Raw genomic sequence first — 17510 nt, forward strand, 5'->3', positions numbered from 1 at the left:
GCATGCGGCCACTTTCACCTGACATGGTGACGCCACCGGAGGCTCTTTGCCTCGCTATACTGGAGCACGCATGTTCGCCAAAATTGACTCTGGACTATTTGCCGGCCGGGCATCTCTTGCGGTCATGGCAATCCTGCTTTCAGCCCATTCGGACGGCGCGCTGGCGGCAGACGCCATTGCGGTGAATTCCGATGATTTTACCCTGCCGCCCGAGCCTTCCCGTTTCGGGCGCTTCGAACAGAAACTGTCCGACTGGCACGTCGTGCTCGGCGGCGGCGCCATCATCGTCCCCAAATACGAGGGCAGCAATGAGTTCAAGATCATGCCGGTGCCTTTCGTCACGGCGACATTCCTCGACACGGTGACGATCGATCCGACTGGTGCCAACATCGCCGTTTATGAACAAGGACCGTTCGCCTTCAGCGCGCGGCTTGGCTATGAGATGGGCCGCAAGGAAGACGACTCCGACCATCTGCGCGGCTTGGGGGATGTCGACATGGGCGCGACGGTCGGCGTGAAGGCAGCGGCGAAGTTCGGTCCGGCCGAAATATTCGCGCAGCTGGACAAGTCCATCGGCGGCAGCGATGGCCTGGAGGGCAGGGTGGGGATCGAGGTGACCCGGCCTCTGTCTCAATCGTTGATGATCGGCGCCAGCGCGTCCGCCGTGTTCGCCGACGAAAATTACATGCAGGCCTATTTTGGTGTCACGCCCGAGCAATCGGCTCGCTCGGGGCTGGCGCGCTATGATGCCGGCGCCGGTTTGAAGCGCGCCGATTTTTCGGTTTCCGCCACATATATGCTCGACGAGAACTGGATGGTGCGCGGCGAAGCGGGGGTCGGCGTTCTCTTGGGTGACGCTGCCGACAGCCCCGTCGTCGTCGAAAAGATCCAGCCTTCAGGGATGCTTCTCGTCGGATATCGGTTCTGACGCCTACCCAGGGCACCAAATGCAAGCTGGACAAGCTCCGGAATGGCACAGCAACGGCACCAAAGCGATTTGAGCGCCGAATCCAGGTCGGCAAGGCAAGGTTCGCGCATCCTCATTGTCGAAGACGATCTGGAGATCGCACGCATGCTGGGCGACACGCTCACCGACAACGGCATGACCGTGGAAATTGCCGAGAGCGGCGTCCAGATGAATGCCGCGCTTCGCACCCAGAAATTCGATCTCATCGTGCTCGATGTCATGTTGCCGGGCGAAAACGGTCTCAACATCTGCCGCCGCCTTCGTGCCGCAACCAACATTCCGATCCTGATGCTGACCGCGCTCGGCGAGGAAATCGACCGCATCTTCGGGCTGGAAATCGGCGCGGACGACTATGTGACGAAACCGTTCAGCGCGCGTGAACTGACGGCCAGGATACGGGCGCTGCTGCGCCGTACAGCCTATGATCCCGACGAGCGGGACTGGTCGAAGGTACTTCGTTTCAACGGCTGGCGCCTTGATCCCATACGCCGGCAATTGCATGACCCCAACAATGCGCGGGTGACGACCACGACGCATGAATTCGACCTGTTGCTTGCGTTTTGTCGCAATGCAGGCCGGGTTCTCTCTCGTGAGGAACTTCTGGGCGTAACCCATGCCGGGCTCGCGGGGCCGATCGAGCGTAGCGTCGATGTCCATATCAGTCGAATCCGCAGGAAGATCGAAAAGGACGCGCGCGATCCGGTGCTTTTGAGGACCGTTCGGTTGGGTGGCTACATCTTCACCGCGACGGTGGAGGAAGCATGAGGGATTTCATCCGCCGTTTCTTGCCACAGTCCGTGCGTGGGCAGTTTGTGGCAATCATTTTCATCGCGGTGATCGTGATCATGTTCGTCGGTTCGGTCGTCGAGAGTTTCATAGAGAATGCCGATCTTCCCGCCGCGGAAGATAACGCCAGGCGTGCGGCCGTTGTTGCTGCCTTGTTGCAAGAAACGCCGGCGCAGGCGCGTGGCGCAATTCTGGCGACAGCAAAGCGGGCCGGCTTTGATTTCGAGATATTGCCCAAGGACCGGATAACCGGCATTGCCCAATCCTATCTGCAATGGCGAAGTGTCGAATGGCTTTTGCGTATCGACAGGGGGACGGTTGAGGGACGCTGGATAAGGGTCGGCGGCCGATACGCGTTTGTCATCGACCTCGACCAGCAGGACGTCCTGGCCCATTTCGGCATGCCCGATTCCTGGCTGACATCGGGCCTCGTCCGTGCCTCGTTCTACAGGTTCATGGCTTTCGTTGCCTTGCCCGTGCTGATCTGGCTGTTTGCGGTTTGGGCCGTGACGGATCCGTTGAAGCGCATCTCGGCGGCAGTCGGTTCGGCCGAGATCGAGAATGGCGACCAGCTCTTCGTCGAACACGGCTCCATTGAAATGGTGGGCTTGGTGCGCGCCCTGAACAGAATGAGGACGCGTATCCGCACGATGATCGAAAACCGCACGCGCATGTTGCGCAGCGTCAGTCATGATCTGCGCACGCCTTTGACGCGGCTGCGGCTTCGCGCCGAGCGCATGGATGATGGCCCAATCCGAACCGCAATCCTGTCCGATGTCCAGCACATCGAAATCTTGATCGACGAGACCCTTACCTACCTGCGCAACGATGTTTCGACGGAGAAGCTGCAGCGCGCCGATATTGCCAGCGTTCTGCAAACCGTCTGCGCCGAATTCTCCGATGTCGGATTTCCTGTCTCATATTCCGGGCCGGACCGGCTTCTGGGCTGGTGCAAGCCCAATGCATTGGCGCGTGCGATCGCCAATCTTTGCGACAACGGGGTCAAATTCGCCGGCAATGTCACTGTCGCCTTGACAGCGACCGGCACGGCGGCGCGCATCACGGTAGGGGACGACGGGCCGGGTATTCCGATGACGGCACGTGCCCGTGTTTTCGAACCATTCTTCAAGGAAGATGCGTCGCGCGGCATTGCGTCGAAGCATGGCTTCGGTCTGGGCCTCTCGATCGTTGCCGACATCGTCCAGGGGCACGGCGGCAGGATCGAATTGGAGGACAACCAGCCCAGCGGACTGGTCGTTACCATCGACCTGCCGAATGCCGCGGATGTGCAGTCGGCATAGACGGCCTCCCGCCGGGTAAGATGCGCTCTAAGCCGGCAGGCCGGGGCGATCGAGCTTTTTGGGCGACAGCGTGAAAATCTCGCACCCTGTGTCGGTCACGCCGATCGTGTGCTCGTACTGCGCCGACAGTGAACGGTCGCGCGTTACCGCGGTCCAGCCATCCGACAGAACCTTCACGTGCGGCCTGCCCAGATTGATCATCGGCTCGATGGTGAAGATCATGCCTGGCCGCATCTCGACGCCTTCATTGGCGCTGCCGTAATGCAGGATGTTCGGCGCGTCATGGAACAACTGGCCGACGCCGTGGCCGCAGAAGTCGCGCACCACCGAGCAGCGCTCGCCTTCGGCAAAGGTCTGGATGGCGGCGCCGATGGCGCCGGTGCGGGCGCCCGGCCTGACCGCCGCAATGCCGCGCATCAGGCATTCATGCGTGACTTCGAGCAGCCGCTCGGCGGCGCGCTTGATCGTGCCGACCGGATACATGCGCGAAGAATCGCCGTGCCAGCCGTCGAGGATGTAGGTGACGTCGATGTTGACGATGTCGCCATCCTTGAGCGGCTTGTTGTCGGGAATGCCATGGCAGACGACATGGTTGATCGAGGTGCAGGATGATTTCGTGTAGCCGCGATAGTTGAGCGTCGCCGGCAGCGCGCCGTGGTCCATGCCGAATTCGAAGACGAAGCGGTCTATTGCTTCGGTGGTGACGCCGGGCTGGACCATCGGCACCAGCTCGTCGAGGCAGCGCGCGGTGAGATCGCATGCCTTGCGCATGCCGGCAAAGCCGTCCTCGCCATAGAGGCGGATCTGGCCGGTATTTCTGAGCGGGGCCGTGGCAGCGTCGAGATAGGTGACCATTTTGTCCGTGTAGCGGGTAGGGCCCTGCAAGAGAGCCGACGTGAAGATCTCCCCAGATTTGGCACTTGAGGGCAAAAGGTTCAAGGAAGAACTGCCCGATGCACCCGCACAGTTCGAGATATTCGCCTTGCATGGGCGGTTCAGCGACCCAAGTGACGACACATTTCTGGGCCAAAAGCCGGTCAAAGCAACTTTTGACGACGAACGGCGTTGCTGCGGTGGCGCCAGTTCGGGAGACAGGAAATGGACAGACTGCAATTCGAGGTGCCGGTGCGCATAGCGCCCGCGCCCGGCCTGCCGGTCGAGGAGATCTACGGGGTCGAACAGGCGCTCGATTTTCTCCAGGACTGGCCTGCGCGCCGTCAGGGCCCGATCTACCAGAAAGCCTTCAACGCCTGCTTTGGGGCCACGGTAGACGTGGTCAAGACCGAGGATGCTTGCCGGGCGTTCATGGCGTTTTGCCGGGCCAGCGGACTGATGGCCAGGGACATGATGACGCCGCGCAAGCGCGGCGGTGAGGCGAGGGCGCTCCAGGCCTAAGGGCCGCCGCCGTTTCGCCTGCCCCCCACTGCAACCAATGAAGCGCGTTTGACGCACAGGCGATGTCGCGAGCGTATCGTTGCGTCCCCGCAACCACGTCAGCGCCGTTAAGCTTCCGTTTCCACCTTCCCGGCTACGCCATTGCTTGTTGGCAATGGTTGATTCGTTGCGTCAGTCTCATGGTTCGGAAGATGTCCCCAGAAAAAATCCGTGCATTCCCGATCGACCGTCAGGTATTCTTGGTCAGAGAGGTTGCTGCCAAGCTCGGCAACCTGCATGGCGAGCCCGCCACCTCGTTCTGGAGGGCCAAGGCGTCGGAGTTGCTCGATCTCGTCGTCGGATCGGGCAGGGACAGAACGGCAGCCGGCGACGAAGTGCGCAGGTTCTTCCTGGCCGTACAAAGAGAGATGTCGGCCGGGGTGGTTGCGGAGCCGATGCCGATTCTTTCCGCTTGAAGAAATCCTGCACAGCTTTGGCTTCCCACTGCATTCTCCAATAGTGCGAGCAGCAATATATCGGTGTTTGCTGCCTTCGACGGCAAGTTCGCTGATCGGGTGCGAACCCATGGCTGCCTATCGCAGGCGGATGCTCTAGGACATCGATGCTCTCTCTCTCGCCGCCTCCCGCTGGCCCTAGCCCTTCTCGCTTGCCAGGAAGTGCGCTCGCGCGTTGATCAGCCAGCGAAGCACTTCTTTTTTGAAGCCAATGGACCACTGCTCAAAAATGCACCGAACTTTTTAGCCATTCGTTCATTTATGCGTGCTTTCTAATTTAAACCATGGCCTTGAATAGCTTCACCCGTGTTCGGCTTGTAATGGACGCCATGCGCCGGAGCACGGGCGCAAACGTCGCCACCATTTTTGCCCTCACCTTGCCGGTCGTTGTCGGCGCTGCGGGCTTCGGCGTCGAGACCTCCTATTGGTACTACAACAGCCTGAGATTGCAGGCGACGGCCGATGCAGCCGCCTATGCCGGAGCGCTCGAACAGATTTCGGGTTCCGACAAGCCGACGATCGTCGCGGCCGCGACCCAGTCCGCGGTGTCGAATGGGCTGGGCTCGGGCACGATCGTCGTCAATACGCCGCCCGCGTCCGGACCGAATACGGCGAAAAAAGCGGTCGAGGTGATCGTCGGCCAGAAGCTCGACCGGATGTTCACCCTGATCTTCACACAGGACAAGGTTCCCGAACAGGCGAGGGCGGTGGCCGTCATTACCGATGCCTCGAGTGCTTGCATGCTCGCGCTCGATCCGTCCGCGTCGCAGGCGGTGCTGTTTTCCGGCAGCACCAGCGTTAAGCTCACCGGCTGCTCGGTCATGTCCAATTCCATCGCCTCCGACGCCATCAAGCTTCAGGGCGCGGCCGGTCTGCAGGCCGATTGCCTGATATCGGCGGGCGGTGTCTCTCTCAGCAATCCCGTCACGACCGTCTGCGCGGCCCCGATCACCCAGGCACTGCCTGCCGGCGATCCCTTTGTCGACCTGCCGGCCCCGGTGGCCGCGACCCCTTGCCTGAACGACAACAAGGCGACGCTCGGTCCAGGCACCTATTGCAGCGGCATGAACCTGAAGGGCAATGTCACGCTTTCGCCCGGCGTTTATGTCGTCCAGGGCAATCTCAAGATAAACGCCAACGCGGCCATCACCGGCGCCGGGGTGACCATCTTCATGTCGGGCAGCTCGACCGTCAGCATGAATGGCAATGCGTCCGTGAAGCTCAGCGCGGCGACTTCGGGCACCTACTCAGGCGTTCTGTTCTACGGCGACAGGACCGGCATGAGTGCATCCAGCACATTCAACGGCACAGCGGACTCGCTTTTGACCGGGGCCATCTATTTCCCCAAGCAGCAAGTGAGCTATCTTGGCAACTTCTCGGGCAATGGCGGCTGCACCAGGGTCGTCGCAGATACGATTCAATGGTCCGGTAACTCAACCATCAATCAGGATTGCTCGAGCCTCGGAGTGCCCAACATTCCAGCCGCGCGGTCCGTGGCACTGTCCGAGTAGCTCCGTGGGGCGCCGGTCGATGCCGATCCTTGGCGATGATTCGGGCGTTGCGGCGGTCGAGTTCGCGATGGTGCTGCCCATTCTGTGCCTGGTGCTGCTTGGTATTCTGGACGGCTGGTCCTACATAACGAGTTCACTGTCGATGCGCGCCGGTGTGAAGACGGCCGCGAACCTGGTCATGAGCGGATCGACCGATGATGCGGCGACCCAGGCCCTTGCCATTGCGAGCTGGGAAAATCGGCCGGAAGACGGCCAGGTCACGCTAAGCCACATCCGTATGTGCGGGACGACCGTGGTCGACGCTTCCACCATGTGCAGTGGGCCCAAGGTGCCGTCGATCTATGTCCAGATACAGGCATCGGGCACCTGGGTGCCGCCAATTGCCTTCGGCGCCTTTGCCGCTCCCACCGTCATCGGTCACCAGGAGGTGATCCGTGTCCGCTAGGGTAAGCGCGTTGCGGCGGGATCGATCGGGCGGGGCCGGGCTGGAGTTCGCGCTGATCGCCCCCTTCCTTGTCATGCTGCTGTTCGGAATATTCGCCTTTGGCTGGTCGATGCACTCGGTCTCCAGTGTTCGCTATACGCTGGAGACGTCAGCGCGCTCGCTGCAGCTTAAGAACACGCTGACCCAAGCCGACATTCAATCGATCGCCACGCAGAAATTGCAGGCCTTGGGGTTCAAGGACGTGAACGTCACGATCGCCATCGACCCGGTGAGCGGCGGCTTCCGCATGGCGCATCTGACCGCCGCCTATGCCTTCGTCATCGACTTCCCCTACTTCAGTTCCTTCCCGATCAACTACGCGACAACCGTTACCGTGCCGCTGCTTGGCAGCGGCTAGGCTGTGGCCTGATAACCTCGCGCGCTGGGGCTCTGCTTACTTGTACGCCTTGAGCGTGATCAGACCACCGAGAATGGCTATAGCTATCAGGATCAGCGCCCACGACACGATGTTGTGCGACAGACGCCTCCGTCGGCCGCGCAGGGCGCGGTCGCGCCAGCGTTTGGCCTGATCAGCTCCTATGTTTAGTTTATCCATGCCCTTCTCCCCACGAGCAGAATGCGACTCATGCCGGCTGGTGTCCAGATGGCACCGGTTTGGCGGTCGTGGCGCAAGCTTGGCACTCGGCCTGCTTTTTATGGCACGGGGCTAGCTAATATATTCGTTAGTGCTAATATTAAGATTACGTTACGTCATGTTCGACCATCTGTCGGGTGCAATGTGGGGGTTCCAATGAGAGTGGCTGTATTGTGCGCGGCTGTTGTTTTCGCTGCGACCGGTGTCGCTGTTGCCAAGGAAAAGAAGGCGGCGGTCAGTGACGCTGCCGCCTTGTGTTCCACGAAACCGTCGGCCAAGAAGCCCGTTGCAAATCTGGACTGCGGTTTCACCGGAACCGCCAAATCGGAAGACAGCGGCGCAAAGGCAGAGCCGCGTCTCGGATACGACTCCAATCCGTGGATCATAACAGGCTTTTGACTTTGCACTGTCGGATGCCGGTTGAAGCGCTGAAGAGGGTCGTCTTGAGCGGCGCGCGACCCGTTCTCAGGTAGGCTCCCGCACGCAAACCAGGCAAATAAATACGGACTTGCCACTCGGGGCTTCTCCCGTTGTCGCAATGCCGTGAAAGCCCAACTCGACCGTGCAATAAAAAGCCCGCCACGGGGGCGACCTGCGGCGGGCTCTTGGAGCGGCTACATCCCTGAGGAATCGACCACTTTGTAGCAGGATTATGACCCGTGTGGCCGCGTTGGCCTATGGTGTGATCGCGGAAGACTGCGCGTCAGTTGAAGAGAGCAGCAGAGAGCCAAGCGAAATTGCCGACATTGGGAGGGAGGTTTGCGCCAAACGCAAATTTTTCTGGTACGCCCAAGGGGAATCGAACCCCTGTTACCGCCGTGAAAGGGCGGTGTCCTAACCGCTAGACGATGGGCGCGCTCAGACGAAGCGGCTTATACTGGCGTTGTGCGCAACCGGCAACCCGTCAGGTGCCACCTTGGACAACTTTTTTCCAGGCCTGCCAAATCAACGGTTTGCCGAGGGTTGGCAGGCTTTGATGACTAGCGGCGACACCCATCGTTTCGTCATCCACGGATCTTCGCGACGGAGCTGTGCACCTGCTCCGCCCGAGGATGACGAAGTTGGGGACGCTTCGGCCTATCTCGAATGTTCAGGAGGCTGGAACGATATTGCCGGAACGGCCTTGGCGGCTGACAGGCGTAGGCCGTCAAATAGCGCTGCTAGCCGTCACCGCCGCTGCGCCGGCGGCAGCGCCAGTTCCAGTCGCGCTCGGGACCGACGTCGACGTGAACCGATTCTGTGTGGCAGTATGTGCCGACACCGCCGCGACCGGGCATGCTTCTGATGTAGCTCGCCAGTTCCCATTTAGAAACGCCGGGAACCTGGATGTCTGCGGCGGCGCAATACATGTGCAGCGAATTCTTGGCGCCGTTGGCGCGCCGGTTGCGGGCCGGGTCGCGATAACCTGACGTCACCGTCATCTTGCGGCCGTAGTGGCCTTCGATCGTCTTCAGCACGCGCACCAGCGACGGTTTCAGGCAGGCCACATCGACGCTCTCGTTCTGCTTGAGCAGCCCGTTGGGCGCCAGCCGGGCCATGCCGGCGGCGGACGCAACCTGATAGGAGCCGCCCACTGGCCCCTCATCCTCGTTGAGGTCGACGTCGCTTTCGTCATCGAGGCCGGACTTGCGCTTGATCTCGAACAGGGCCGTCTGGCGCACGCCGGGCAGGGCATCGCTACCGGTGATGTGACCGCTATCGCCACCGAGCGAAGCCAGCTGTACCGGCTTGGCCGTGGAATTGGCCGAGGCAAGCGTGATGATCGGCTTTGCCGCTGCTGGCGTCGCTTTTGCCTGCGCCGGGGGCTGCTCGCCCGTCCGGGCGTTGCTGATGAGGGGGGCTGGTGTCGCCGAGGCTGGCGTTGCGCCAAACATCGAGGCGAGGAAGCCTTTCTTCTTTGGTGCTTCGGCCTGCGGCATCTCGCCAGCCGTCACATAGACCGGGTTGTTCATGGCCGGAGCGGCAGCGGGCTTCGGCGCCGCCACGTCGCCGTCGGCCGCGGCGATCTGCTGGGCGACCGCATCGGTCTGCTGCGCTGTCTGTGCCTGCTGCGTCAGCGACTGCGGCGTGTTTCCAACGATGGTTTCGGCGCCCGCCGGCATGGTCAGCGGAAAGGCAGCTCCCGGTTTGGACACAGGCACATAGGCGACCTTTTCAGGCAGCGCCGTGTCGCTTGCCGTCATCACGGTCGTCTGCTCCGTCGTGACATCAGACGAATCGGAGGCGGCGATCGCCTTGCCGCTGGAGGCCGCGTTTACATCCGATGCGGTGGCATTGTAGCCGGGCATTCCGACCGACATTGCCGGGTCGCCAGCCGAAGTGCAGGAGGCCAGAAGCAAGGAGCAGAGCGCTGCCACAATGGCGCGGCGTTCTCCCTTTGCGAGGCTCCATCCTACCGATTTCAAAGTCAAATTCCCCCTCGATGTCCGGTCGGCATATCTTGGCGCGGCATGCATGCGTCGCTGCCAAGGTGACCTTTGTCTCCGATCCGGAAACGAGACCTGTGTCAAATCCGCAAGCCTGGAAGTATTTTTGCAGTGATTGCCGAATTACGGCCGCTTGATGGTTGACGACACCATTTCGCCCGCTTTTGGCGGCCCGTCAACTCACCACACATTACAGTCCGTTACACACGGACCTTCACATAGGTGCCCGGAGCATCACCCAAGGTTTTCATATGCTTGCCCGGTTTGCGGGCAGGCACGCGGGTGTTGTCCTTGGCCTCTATCCAGCCTTGCCAGTGCGGCCACCAGGATCCTGGATGGTCGGTGGCATTGGCTATCCACTGGCTGAAGTCGCCCGTCGGCGTACCCCCGGTCCAATACTGGTATTTGTTGGATGCCGGCGGATTGACGACTCCGGCGATATGGCCCGACCCCGCCATCACATACTCGACCGTGCCGCCGAAATATTTGGAGCCGAGGAACACCGAAAGCGCCGGCGCGATGTGATCTTCCTTGGAGGCAAGGTTGTAGACCGGGATCGTGATGTCGCCGAGCGAGACCGTGCGGCCCGCCAGTTCCATCGTGCCTTGCGAAAGGTTGTTCTCAAGATAGCAGTTGCGCAGGTAGAAAGAGTGGTTGGCTGCGGCCATGCGGGTGGAATCGGCATTCCAGTAGAGCAGGTCGAAGGGCAGGGGATCCTTGCCGCGCATGTAGTTGTTGACGACATAGGGCCAGATCAGGTCGCCTGAGCGCAGCATGTTGAAGGCGGTCGCCATCTTGGTGCCGTCGAGATAGCCCTTTTCGCTCATCGACTTTTCCACTGCCGCGACCTGTTCTTCGTCGACGAATACCTTCAGGTCGCCGGCATAGGTGAAGTCGACCTGCGTGGTGAAGAAGGTCGCCGACTTGATGCGGTCGTCGCCCTCTTGCGCCATCAGCGCCAGTGCCGCCGCCAAAAGCGTGCCGCCGACGCAATAGCCGATCGCGTTGACGTCGCGTTCGCCGGTGGCCTTCTCGACCGTGTCGAGGCCGTATTGCAGACCCTCGCGGATATAGGCTTCCCAGCTCTTGGTGCCGTGGCGCTCGTCCGGATTGACCCAGGAGATGACGAACACGGTGTGGCCCTGTTCAACCGCCCAGCGAATGAAGGATTTCTGCGGGTTCAGATCGAGGATGTAGAATTTATTGATCCATGGCGGGCAGATCAGCAGGGGCCGCTTGAGCACCGTCTCGGTCGCCGGTTCGTACTGGATGATTTCGGCGACGTCGCTGCGGCCGACCACCTTGCCGGGAGTGGTGGCGATGTTCCTGCCGATCTCGAAGGGCGAGTAGTCGGCCTGCCGCAGCTTCAGGTCGCCCTTGCCGGCGGCGATGTCCTCGGCCAGCATCTTCATGCCGCGCACCAGGTTTTCGCCGTTCGAGGCGACGGTTTCGCGGAACAGTTCCGGATTGGTCAGGATGAAATTCGACGGCGAGATGGCGTTGGACACCTGCTTGACGTAAAAGCCGGCCTTGTGGCGGGTGTGCTCGTCAAGACCTTCGGCGTGCTCGACCAGATCGGCCGCCCAGCGCGAGGTGACGAGATAGGCCTGCTTGAGGAAATCGAAGAAGGCGTTGCGGCCCCATTCCGGGTCGAGGAAGCGCTTGTCGCCGCGCTCCGGCTTGACCGCGTCTTCGGTATCTTGCGCGGCGTTGCTGGTGCGCTGAATGGCGTTGGCCCAGACTGTCATATAGCCGGAGAACAGCCGCGTCTGCGCTTCCAGCGCGCGCTGCGGATCGGCAAGCCAGTATTCGCTGAGCTTGGAAAAGGTCTTCACCATATCGACGACGGGCTCGGCCACATGGTCGCGCACGTCGCCTTTTTCGCGCGGCTCGGCCCAGGCGGAAGCGGCCTTGCCGGCCTGCTCGATCATGCGCGCCATGTTCAGGGCGAAGCGTTCCGGGTCCTTCACCAGATATTGCTCGACGGTCGAAGGCTGGTCATCTTCCGCTTTGCCCGAATCGGGTGTTTTGGACATGGTTGGCGGGGTTCCTCCCGAGGCCTTTTCTTGACATATTAACATGGGACATCCGACCGGGCCAATCTCGCTCTACCTCGGCTGCCAAGGAAACAATATGACGATTAATATTGGCGAGACTGTTTTTTTCGGTGCCGGACGTTTTTGCCGCATCGGCGCGGCGATCGTCCTCATCGGCATTGCCGGGTGCTCGAGCACCAACACGAATGGCCCGACGCCTGTCGCTGTGGGTGCGGGACCGAAGGATACCGGCACCTTCCCGAACCTGAACATCAAGCCGCAAGTGGCGGCGCCGCAGTTCACCGAAGCCGAGAAGAACGCCAAGCTCGCGCAATTGAAGGCGGATGAGAATGCGCAGGCGGCAAAGGGCGGCGGCCCCAAGGTCGCCAACCAGGCGGCGCTGACGGATCTGGCCAAGAAGCATGGCGACGAAACGCTGAAGCAGATCGAAGCCAAATGCGACCCCGCCCTCGACCCTACCTGCAAATAAGTATATAGCGCGCGCCCAACACCCCTTCGCTGTCTGGAACTGCCATGGAAGAATTTCACAAGGTTCGCCGGCTTCCGCCTTACGTGTTCGAGCAGGTCAACCGGCTCAAGGCCAGCGCCCGATCGCGTGGCGCCGACATCATCGACCTCGGCATGGGCAATCCGGACCTGCCGACGCCCAAGGCTATCGTCGACAAATTGTGCGAGGTCGTGCGCGACCCGCGCACGCATCGCTATTCCTCGTCGCGCGGCATTCCGGGCCTGCGCCGCGCCCAGGCCGCCTACTATGGCAGGCGCTTCGGCGTGAAACTCAATCCCGACACGCAAGTGGTGGCCACGCTTGGCTCGAAGGAAGGCTTCGCCAACATGGCGCAGGCGATCACCGCGCCCGGCGACGTCATCCTGTGCCCGAACCCGACCTATCCGATCCATGCCTTCGGCTTTATCATGTCGGGCGGCGTCATCCGCTCGCTGCAGGTGGAGCCGGACGACGGTTTCATCCCGGCGCTCGAGCGCGGCGTCAAGCATTCGATCCCGAAGCCGCTGGCGCTGATCCTCAACTATCCGTCGAACCCGACAGCGCTGGTCGCCTCGCTCGATTTCTACAAGGATGTGGTCGCCTTCGCCAAGAAGAACGACATCATCATCCTGTCCGACCTTGCCTATTCGGAGATCTATTTCGACGGCAATCCGCCGCCTTCGGTGCTGCAGGTGCCTGGCGCGATCGACGTTTGCGTCGAATTCACCTCCATGTCGAAGACCTTCTCCATGCCCGGTTGGCGCATGGGCTTTGCCGTCGGCAACGAGCGGCTGATCTCGGCGCTGACGCGGGTGAAGTCCTACCTCGATTACGGCGCCTTCACGCCGATCCAGGTGGCGGCGGCACACGCGCTCAACGGCGACGGCGCCGACATCGCCGAGGTGCGCGACATCTACCACAAGCGCCGCGACGTGATGGTCGACGCCTTCGGCCGCGCCGGCTGGACCATTCCGGCACCGGCGGCATCGATGTTCGCCTGGGCGCCGATCCCGGAGCCGTTCAAGCATCTCGGCTCGCTCGAATTCTCCAAGCTGCTCATCGAACATGCCGACGTAGCCGTGGCGCCCGGTGTCGGCTTCGGCGAGCATGGCGACGAATTCGTGCGCGTTGCTCTGGTCGAGAACGAGCACAGGATCCGGCAGGCGGCGCGCAACATCAAGCGCTTCCTGTCAACCAGAGCCAAGCAGCCCAACAATGTCGTGCCGCTCTCCGCTCACCGGTAAGCTTGCCGCACGCAAATTCGATCTGACTTTGAGGGACGTCGCCGGACATGGCTGAAGCATTGCGTGTTGGAATTGCCGGCCTCGGCACGGTCGGTGCATCGGTGGCGCGCGTGCTGCGCGACAAAGCGGTGGAACTGACCCGCCAGTGCGGCCGTGACGTGATCGTCACCGCCGTCTCGGCGCGCGACCAGAAGCGCGATCGGGGCGTCGATCTGAGCTCTGCAAAGTGGTTCGACGATCCGGTCAAGATGGCCCAGACCGCAGAAATCGACGTGTTCGTCGAACTGATCGGCGGCGACGAGGGCCCGGCGCGCTCATCGGTGAAGACGGCACTCGAAGCCGGCCGTCACGTCGTCACCGCCAACAAGGCTCTGCTGGCCAAGCATGGCGTGGCGCTGGCCGAGATCGCCGAGAAGAAGGGCGTGCTTCTGAACTACGAGGCGGCGGTGGCGGGCGGCATTCCCGTCATCAAGACGATGCGTGAGGCGATGGCCGGCAATTCGGTCACCCGCGTGTTCGGCATCCTCAACGGCACCTGTAACTACATCCTGACCCGCATGGAGGCCGAGGGCATCTCGTTCGATGCTTGCCTGAAGGACGCGCAGCGGCTGGGCTATGCCGAGGCTGATCCGACCTTCGACATCGAGGGCCACGACACGGCGCACAAGCTGTCGATCCTGACCAGCCTTGCCTTTGGCACCAGGATCGCCGCCAACGACATCTACATGGAAGGCATTTCCAACATCACCCAGGCCGACATCCGCGCGGCCGCCGATCTTGGCTACCGGATCAAGCTGCTGGGTGTCGCCCAGCGCACCGAGAGCGGCATCGAGCAGCGCGTGCATCCTACCATGGTGCCGACCGCATCGGTCATCGCGCAGGTGCATGGCGTCACCAATGCGGTGGCGATCGAGACCGACATTCTGGGCGAGCTGCTGCTGTCCGGCCCCGGTGCGGGCGGCAACGCCACCGCATCGGCCGTCATCGGCGACATCGCCGACATCGCCAAGAGCCGGCCAGGCTTCCAGCATGGTCCGGTCTTCGGCCGGCCGGCCAAGGAGCTGAAACCCTACAAGAAGGCGCAGATGCGCAGCCATGCCGGCGGTTATTTCATCCGGCTGACCGTGCACGACCGCATCGGCGTGTTCGCGGCAATCGCCAAGCGCATGGCCGACAATGACATCTCGCTGGAATCGATCGTCCAGCACGCAGTCAACGGCGAGGCGGCGGCACAGAAGACGGTGATCCTTGTCACCCACGAGACGACGGAGGCCGCCGTGCGCAAGGCGGTAGACGGCATCACCAAGGACGGACATCTGACCGACAAACCGCAGGTCATCCGCATCGAACGGGCAGGGTAGCTTTGTCCGACAGTCGCGCGGGACAAGAATTCCGCAGGCATTGAGGTCCGGTCTGGAGGCAGGCAGCCGCCACAGACCGGAACGAATTCGCGTCGACGCCGTTCTCTTGGTCACCAACCAGAGGAACCGCTTCATGGCTGACACCAACAAATCCGACACCCCCGACATCGACGACATCCAGAAGACGCTGGAAAAGCAGATTGCCGAACTGCGCAGGGAGATCACCAAGATCAACAAGAGCATTTCGGCGCGGGGCGCGGAGATGCTCGACGACGCCAGCGAACAGGCGTCCGAGTTGTACGACACCGCGGCGAACCGCACTTCGCGTACGGCGCAACAACTGCGCAGCCAGGCCCAGGCTGTTTCGGAAGTCGCGCGCGAGAATCCTGGTACGACGACAGCTTTGGTCGGCGTGATCGGCCTGCTCGGCTTTCTGGCCGGCTTCGCCATTGCTCAATCGACGAACGATACCTCCCGCCGCTGGTATTGACCGCAGCGCAATAGGGCCGGGCTTCCGGCCTTTTCTATTGTTTTCAGCAAATCACTTTTAAGGAGGACACCATGGCTTCATCAGCGTTGATCGGCATCCTGATCACATTCCTCGTCATCATCCTCGTTCTCTATCTGGTTCAACGCCTGCCGCTCGATGGCCGGATGAGACAGATAGTTCAGGTCATCGTCATCATCATCGGCATCATTTCGCTGCTCAAATACCTCGCGGTTTTTTAGGCCGCGAAGGCCGCCATTCTCACCGTTTTAAGACTGGCCCGGCGCGTGGCGATCGGGCCGGTCGTGTTTCAAGACGTAGTTTAATCGATTGATATTGTTGGATATTCGATAATATTCGTGGCAGGTCTTGCCGTTGTCATGCTCGTTTGACAAAACAGGCCCGCCTCCGGCGGGAGGCCGCATTGCCAACGAGGAAATCACCAGATGAATGTGGCCCAGAACATCGTCGCCGGCCTTGACCGGATACTCACCATGGAACTGGTGCGCGTCACCGAACGGGCCGCCGTCGCGGCCGCCAGGCTGCGTGGGCGCGGCGACGAAAAGGCGGCCGACCAGGTCGCTGTGGATGCCATGCGCCAGGAACTCAACCGGCTTTCCATCAGGGGCACGGTGGTGATCGGCGAGGGCGAGCGCGATGAAGCGCCGATGCTCTATATCGGCGAAGAAGTCGGCTCCGGCAAAGGTCCGGCGGTCGATATCGCGCTCGATCCGCTCGAAGGCACGACGATCTGCGCCAAGAACCTGCCCAATGCGCTCGCCGTCATCGCCATCGCCGAAAAGGGCAGCCTGCTGTTTGCGCCCGATGTCTACATGGACAAGATCGCCATCGGTCCGGGCTATGCGGACGGCGTCATCGATATCGATGCCTCACCGGCCGAAAACATCGCCAGCCTCGCCCGCGCCAAGGGCGTGGCTATTTCGGACATCACCACCTGTATCCTCGACCGGCCACGTCATGCCAAGCTGATCGATGCCGTGCGCGCCACGGGTGCCGCGATCCGGCTGATCGGCGACGGCGATGTCGCCGGCGTCATCCACACCACGGATCCGGAAGAAACCGGCATCGATATCTATCTCGGCACTGGCGGAGCACCCGAGGGCGTGCTGGCCGCCGCCGCGCTGCGCTGCACCGGCGGCCAGATGCAGGGCAGGCTGATCCTCGACACACCGGAAAAGGTTGCTCGCGCGGCAAAGATGGGTATTTCCAATCCGAAACGGGTCTATCGGACGGAGGACATGGCGCGCGGCGATGTGCTGTTTGCGGCCACCGGTGTCACCGACGGCAACATGCTGGCTGGCGTCAAGTTCGGCCACAATTACATCACCACCCACACGATCGTGCTGCGCTCGTCGTCGCGGACGGTGCGCGAGATCAAGGCACGCCATCAGGACCTGGATAAGTTCTGACGCTTGCTTGCGAAGCCACCTTGCAATTGTTAGCCATTCGGGCGCACCCGATATTGGCTGCAAGGATTTGACGATGAAACCGTTCGACTGGCACGCGGATCCGATCTCGCGCGCCACCGCCATCACGCAGTATTATCGCAACACCCAGAATGTGCGTCGCTTTCTCATCCGGGAATGCAGCTACGCATTCAGCTTCGACCGGCCTTTCATGGCCTGGCTCAAGGACGGTGTGGAAACGACGATGGGCGATGCGGCCGACGAATGGCTTCGGCGCCAGGCTGAAAAGCGGAAAGCGCAGTTTTCTTGATACTTCCCGGACGGCGCACACCGTGAATCGCTTGGCTTTGCCTGCCTTTGGCCTATAGAGCGTCGCATGAACGTGACACGATTTAAATCGTTGCCAATGCAGGTCGTCGCCCCAAAACCGCTGCGCACTTTTGGGCGACATGCACTATCGTGCGGCCAACGATGAGTTGGCAAAGCGT

The 17510-nt window shown here is 61.6% G+C and carries 19 protein-coding genes and 1 tRNA gene; 15 read left to right on the forward strand and 5 right to left on the reverse strand.

Features of this window, described 5'->3' with window-relative positions:
• Positions 1-70: 70 nt before the first annotated feature.
• Genes AC0L2D_RS14985 through AC0L2D_RS14995 form a run of 3 tightly spaced genes read left to right on the forward strand, consistent with a single transcriptional unit; the run spans position 71 to position 3054 of the window.
• Positions 71-928 carry a MipA/OmpV family protein gene (locus AC0L2D_RS14985; RefSeq protein WP_473541425.1) on the forward strand — a complete coding sequence of 286 codons (858 nt, stop codon included), beginning with the start codon at positions 71-73 and terminating at the stop codon, positions 926-928.
• A gap of 42 nt (positions 929-970) precedes the next feature.
• A complete protein-coding gene (locus tag AC0L2D_RS14990; protein WP_063167867.1) occupies positions 971-1732 on the forward strand; it encodes a response regulator in 762 nt (253 codons plus the stop codon).
• On the forward strand, positions 1729-3054 hold the full coding sequence (locus AC0L2D_RS14995) for a HAMP domain-containing sensor histidine kinase (RefSeq protein WP_473541426.1): 1326 nt from the start codon (positions 1729-1731) through the stop codon (positions 3052-3054). The genes AC0L2D_RS14990 and AC0L2D_RS14995 overlap by 4 nt, the downstream gene beginning before the upstream one ends.
• A 27-nt stretch (positions 3055-3081) precedes the next feature.
• Here AC0L2D_RS14995 and map read toward each other — a convergent pair whose 3' ends face one another.
• Positions 3082-3909: a type I methionyl aminopeptidase gene (gene map, locus AC0L2D_RS15000; RefSeq protein ID WP_013532002.1), complete on the reverse strand. Its 828-nt coding sequence runs from the start codon at positions 3907-3909 to the stop codon at positions 3082-3084.
• A gap of 243 nt (positions 3910-4152) precedes the next feature.
• Here map and AC0L2D_RS15005 point away from each other — a divergent pair, with 243 nt between their 5' ends.
• The 5 genes from AC0L2D_RS15005 (at position 4153) to AC0L2D_RS15025 (ending at position 7296) form a co-directional block, all read left to right on the forward strand.
• A complete protein-coding gene (locus AC0L2D_RS15005; RefSeq protein WP_013532001.1) occupies positions 4153-4449 on the forward strand; it encodes a DUF982 domain-containing protein in 297 nt (98 codons plus the stop codon).
• Between the two features lie 191 nt (positions 4450-4640).
• Positions 4641-4904 carry a DUF6074 family protein gene (locus AC0L2D_RS15010; protein ID WP_024505702.1) on the forward strand — a complete coding sequence of 88 codons (264 nt, stop codon included), beginning with the start codon at positions 4641-4643 and terminating at the stop codon, positions 4902-4904.
• A gap of 323 nt (positions 4905-5227) precedes the next feature.
• Positions 5228-6454 (forward strand): pilus assembly protein TadG-related protein, encoded by a 1227-nt coding sequence (locus AC0L2D_RS15015; RefSeq protein WP_473541427.1) that lies wholly within the window; start codon positions 5228-5230, stop codon positions 6452-6454.
• 19 nt (positions 6455-6473) lie between these two features.
• Positions 6474-6899 carry a TadE/TadG family type IV pilus assembly protein gene (locus AC0L2D_RS15020; RefSeq protein WP_032808908.1) on the forward strand — a complete coding sequence of 142 codons (426 nt, stop codon included), beginning with the start codon at positions 6474-6476 and terminating at the stop codon, positions 6897-6899.
• Entirely contained in the window at positions 6889-7296 is a 408-nt protein-coding gene (locus AC0L2D_RS15025) for a TadE/TadG family type IV pilus assembly protein (RefSeq protein ID WP_013531997.1), read from the forward strand. Before AC0L2D_RS15020 ends, AC0L2D_RS15025 begins: the two co-directional genes overlap by 11 nt.
• 36 nt (positions 7297-7332) lie before the next feature.
• On the opposite strand, the gene AC0L2D_RS15030 is transcribed toward AC0L2D_RS15025, so the two are convergent.
• From AC0L2D_RS15030 to phaC, 4 genes are all read right to left on the reverse strand, one after another.
• Positions 7333-7494 carry a hypothetical protein gene (locus tag AC0L2D_RS15030; RefSeq protein ID WP_013531996.1) on the reverse strand — a complete coding sequence of 54 codons (162 nt, stop codon included), beginning with the start codon at positions 7492-7494 and terminating at the stop codon, positions 7333-7335.
• 820 nt (positions 7495-8314) lie between these two features.
• Positions 8315-8389, reverse strand: a tRNA-Glu gene (locus AC0L2D_RS15035).
• A gap of 304 nt (positions 8390-8693) precedes the next feature.
• Entirely contained in the window at positions 8694-9944 is a 1251-nt protein-coding gene (locus AC0L2D_RS15040) for a YcbK family protein (protein ID WP_473541428.1), read from the reverse strand.
• Positions 9945-10159: 215 nt separating this feature from the next.
• A complete protein-coding gene (gene phaC, locus AC0L2D_RS15045) occupies positions 10160-11995 on the reverse strand; it encodes a class I poly(R)-hydroxyalkanoic acid synthase (protein ID WP_013531993.1) in 1836 nt (611 codons plus the stop codon).
• A 97-nt stretch (positions 11996-12092) separates the two neighbouring features.
• Here phaC and AC0L2D_RS15050 point away from each other — a divergent pair, with 97 nt between their 5' ends.
• The 7 genes from AC0L2D_RS15050 to AC0L2D_RS15080 all read left to right on the forward strand — a co-directional run bounded on the left by AC0L2D_RS15050 (position 12093) and on the right by AC0L2D_RS15080 (position 17332).
• Positions 12093-12485: a hypothetical protein gene (locus tag AC0L2D_RS15050; RefSeq protein WP_027162587.1), complete on the forward strand. Its 393-nt coding sequence runs from the start codon at positions 12093-12095 to the stop codon at positions 12483-12485.
• 44 nt (positions 12486-12529) lie between these two features.
• Positions 12530-13747 (forward strand): LL-diaminopimelate aminotransferase, encoded by a 1218-nt coding sequence (locus AC0L2D_RS15055; protein ID WP_473541429.1) that lies wholly within the window; start codon positions 12530-12532, stop codon positions 13745-13747.
• Between the two features lie 47 nt (positions 13748-13794).
• Positions 13795-15108 carry a homoserine dehydrogenase gene (locus AC0L2D_RS15060; protein ID WP_224619397.1) on the forward strand — a complete coding sequence of 438 codons (1314 nt, stop codon included), beginning with the start codon at positions 13795-13797 and terminating at the stop codon, positions 15106-15108.
• A gap of 133 nt (positions 15109-15241) precedes the next feature.
• Positions 15242-15598, forward strand: a complete 357-nt coding sequence (locus AC0L2D_RS15065) for a hypothetical protein (RefSeq protein ID WP_473541430.1) — start codon at positions 15242-15244, stop codon at positions 15596-15598.
• A 71-nt stretch (positions 15599-15669) separates the two neighbouring features.
• The gene (locus AC0L2D_RS15070; RefSeq protein ID WP_013531988.1) at positions 15670-15837 is read left to right on the forward strand and encodes a Thivi_2564 family membrane protein; all 168 of its coding nucleotides are present in this window, start codon (positions 15670-15672) and stop codon (positions 15835-15837) included.
• A gap of 204 nt (positions 15838-16041) precedes the next feature.
• Positions 16042-17025 carry a class II fructose-bisphosphatase gene (gene glpX, locus AC0L2D_RS15075; protein WP_013531987.1) on the forward strand — a complete coding sequence of 328 codons (984 nt, stop codon included), beginning with the start codon at positions 16042-16044 and terminating at the stop codon, positions 17023-17025.
• Between the two features lie 73 nt (positions 17026-17098).
• Positions 17099-17332, forward strand: coding sequence for a DUF6434 domain-containing protein (locus AC0L2D_RS15080; protein WP_473541431.1), 234 nt, complete (start codon positions 17099-17101; stop codon positions 17330-17332).
• Positions 17333-17510: the final 178 nt, after the last annotated feature.

It is taken from the genome of Mesorhizobium sp. WSM4833 (assembly GCF_055811095.1).